The sequence below is a fragment of the Okeania sp. SIO2B9 genome (assembly GCF_010672505.1).
Lineage (GTDB): Bacteria > Cyanobacteriota > Cyanobacteriia > Cyanobacteriales > Microcoleaceae > Okeania > Okeania hirsuta.
This window is the reverse complement of record NZ_JAAHGK010001355.1, coordinates 1-1,996: the sequence shown is the minus strand read 5'-3', so window position 1 is coordinate 1,996 and position 1,996 is coordinate 1. Positions and strand designations below refer to the sequence as shown.

General features: G+C 41.0%; 3 protein-coding genes and 1 pseudogene. 2 read left to right on the top strand and 2 right to left on the bottom strand.

Features of this window, described 5'->3' with window-relative positions:
* Window positions 1-253 (bottom strand): thioredoxin (gene trxA / locus F6K13_RS30690; protein WP_287289505.1); only part of this gene is annotated, 253 nt, incomplete at its 3' end.
* 229 nt (window positions 254-482) lie between these two features.
* Here trxA and fabG point away from each other — a divergent pair.
* Both fabG and F6K13_RS30680 read left to right on the top strand, forming a co-directional pair.
* Window positions 483-1,250, top strand: coding sequence for a 3-oxoacyl-[acyl-carrier-protein] reductase (fabG, locus tag F6K13_RS30685; RefSeq protein ID WP_124144109.1), 768 nt, complete (start codon window positions 483-485; stop codon window positions 1,248-1,250).
* A 160-nt stretch (window positions 1,251-1,410) separates the two neighbouring features.
* The gene (locus tag F6K13_RS30680) at window positions 1,411-1,560 is read left to right on the top strand and encodes a hypothetical protein (protein ID WP_287289503.1); all 150 of its coding nucleotides are present in this window, start codon (window positions 1,411-1,413) and stop codon (window positions 1,558-1,560) included.
* Between the two features lie 81 nt (window positions 1,561-1,641).
* On the opposite strand, the pseudogene F6K13_RS30675 reads toward F6K13_RS30680, so the two are convergent.
* Window positions 1,642-1,996 (bottom strand): annotated as a pseudogene (locus F6K13_RS30675) (hypothetical protein); the annotation flags it as partial.

Genomic DNA, 1,996 nt, shown 5'->3' with positions numbered 1-1,996 from the left:
CTGGCTGACCATTTTTAAACAAAACCAAAGTCGGCAAACCTTGAATACCATACTTTGATGCCAACTGAGGATATTTATCTGTATCAATTTTAACTATCCGCAGTCGATCTTTCATCTTTTGATTGACCTGTTCCAGAATAGGGGCCATTATTTGACAAGGGCCACACCAAGTTGCATAAAAATCCACTAGAACAGGTATTTTTGAACTAGCAAGTAATTCATCAAAACTATCAAACTGCTTTTTAACTGCCATCTTGAGAAAATATATATACTTATCTATTCTATCTATTAGCTTAACTCAACAAGCCATAATCCCCTAAGTCAATGAAGTTAGAAGTCAGAAGTCAGAAGTCAGAAGTCAGAAGTTGTTTTTGTAACGGGGATTTGAGCAACCCTCCAAAAACATTTCGCCAATCAAGGCGGGGTTTTAAACCCAATTATTTTGATAAATTAGTTTAAATCATATAGCAAAGGATTTCATTATGGAGGCATTACCCGAAACATTACAGCGTTTGAAGGGACAAGTAGCAATAATCACAGGTGCATCTAGAGGAATTGGTCGAGCAGCAGCTTTAGCATTAGCAATGGAAGGGGCAAATGTAGTTGTTAACTATGCTAACTCTAGTGGAGCGGCTGTGGAAGTAGTGGCAGAAATAGTTGCTGCGGGTGGCAATGGGATGGCACTTCAAGCAGATGTTTCTAAAGCTGAAGAGGTTGATACCCTCGTCAAAGAAGTGATGGAAAAATGGAGTCGCATTGATATTTTGGTAAATAATGCTGGTATTACTCGCGATACTTTGCTTTTGCGGATGAAACCCAATGACTGGCAGTCAGTAATAGACCTAAATTTGACGGGGGTTTTTCTCTGTACCCGCGCCGTTAGCAAAATTATGCTCAAACAAAAGAGTGGTCGTATTATTAATATTGCTTCTGTAACTGGGCAAATGGGTAATCCTGGTCAAGCTAATTATAGTGCAGCTAAAGCAGGGGTTATTGGCTTTACTAAAAGTGTAGCAAAAGAACTTGCTAATCGTGGCATTACAGCAAACGCTGTTGCCCCTGGGTTTATAACGACTGATATGACTAAGGACTTGAAAAATTCTGAGGAAATTATCAAATTTATTCCTCTCGGTCGTTATGGTACACCAGAAGAAGTAGCGGGTATGATTAAATTTTTAGCTGCTGATAGTGCTGCTAATTATATTACAGGTCAAGTATTTAATGTGGATGGGGGAATGGTGATGGCTTAATACCAATTTTCGGCGTTGCTGAATAGCGTGTATGATATTAATCTTAATTACTTAGGAGTCAACCCACCCCTCGCCCCTCCCCCTCCCAGGAGGGGTACTCATGAGAACTGAGTCAGGAGGGAAGAAAGAAGAAGAAACAGGAGTATAAGGAGAAAGTTTTTTGAACGCCCTCTCATCCGGACATGATATCATACCTCAAATCACCAACGCCCCAATTTCATATAGAAGCCATTTGATATCTTTGCAAGCGGTACGGGTTTTTGGCACAGGAGTCAGGAGTCAGAACTCAGGAGTTCGAGAAATAGAATAAGGGGAAAAGGTGTAAATTTGCCTCCAGATTCACCATCTACCCACACTCCCCCTATATTTTTAAATAGAACCCAAATGGGTTCTATAATGGAACAGCGGTGCGACCCCACGTCGGCGACAGACACAAGTGCTCGGAACCCGGCGTTTTGCTCCGCAAGATGTTTGCGCAGTACTCGGTAGGAAAACGCGCAAGCGTCCCGTAGGGAATAGTTTCCTCCCCATGAGAATGCCAAGTAACAGAGAGAATGCGCACTCCTGTGAGAGAACAGGGAATAGAGGTATGTCCTACTAATAATGTACGAAATTGTCTCCAGCCTAAATCACTAATAGCTCTGGACAATTTCCGATTTTTCATCATACCTGAAACGTTTAAATCTTCCAGAATAATTGTTTGGTTTTCACGAATTATTTCAGTGGATAATTTATGCAGAAAATCA